The 1174-nt window shown below is 51.2% G+C and carries 1 protein-coding gene; it reads left to right on the top strand.

Annotation, left to right across the window (positions count from 1 at the left end; all coding sequences use genetic code 11):
• Positions 1–1174 (top strand): elongation factor Tu (gene tuf / locus Xedl_RS19665; RefSeq protein ID WP_074025406.1); only part of this gene is annotated, 1174 nt, incomplete at both ends.

Below are 1174 nucleotides of genomic sequence, written 5' to 3'. Positions count from 1 at the left end.
TGTCTAAAGAAAAGTTTGAACGTTCAAAACCGCACGTTAACGTTGGTACTATCGGCCACGTTGACCACGGTAAAACTACCCTGACTGCTGCAATCACTACCGTTCTGGCAAAAACTTACGGTGGTAGCGCGCGTGCATTCGACCAGATCGATAACGCACCAGAAGAAAAAGCCCGTGGTATCACCATCTCTACTTCTCACGTAGAATACGATACTCCAACTCGTCACTACGCACACGTTGACTGCCCAGGCCACGCCGACTACGTGAAAAACATGATCACCGGTGCGGCTCAGATGGACGGCGCGATCCTGGTAGTTGCTGCAACTGATGGCCCAATGCCACAGACTCGTGAGCACATCCTGCTGGGTCGTCAGGTAGGCGTTCCTTACATCATCGTGTTCCTGAACAAATGTGACATGGTTGATGATGAAGAGCTGCTGGAACTGGTAGAAATGGAAGTACGTGAGCTGCTGTCTCAGTACGATTTCCCAGGCGACGACACCCCAATCATCCGTGGTTCTGCGCTGAAAGCGCTGGAAGGCGATGCAGAGTGGGAAGCGAAAGTGATCGAACTGGCAGAAGCCCTGGATTCTTACATCCCAGAACCAGAGCGTGACATTGATAAGCCATTCCTGCTGCCAATCGAAGACGTGTTCTCTATCTCCGGCCGTGGTACTGTAGTTACCGGTCGTGTAGAGCGCGGTATCGTTAAAGTGGGTGACGAAGTTGAAATCGTCGGTATCAAAGAAACCACTAAAACCACGTGTACCGGCGTTGAAATGTTCCGCAAACTGCTGGACGAAGGCCGTGCAGGTGAGAACGTAGGTGTTCTGCTGCGTGGTACTAAGCGTGATGACGTTGAGCGTGGTCAGGTTCTGGCGAAGCCAGGTTCTATCCACCCACACACTCAGTTCGAATCTGAAGTGTATATCCTGAGCAAAGATGAAGGTGGCCGTCATACTCCATTCTTCAAAGGTTACCGTCCACAGTTCTACTTCCGTACTACTGACGTAACCGGTACTATCGAACTGCCAGAAGGCGTAGAGATGGTTATGCCAGGTGACAACATCAACATGGTAGTTAACCTGATTGCACCAATCGCTATGGACGAAGGTCTGCGTTTCGCAATCCGTGAAGGTGGCCGTACTGTAGGCGCCGGTGTTGTTGCTAAAGT

It is taken from the genome of Xenorhabdus eapokensis, assembly GCF_001908105.1.
This window is presented reverse-complemented; position numbering and strand designations above follow the sequence as displayed.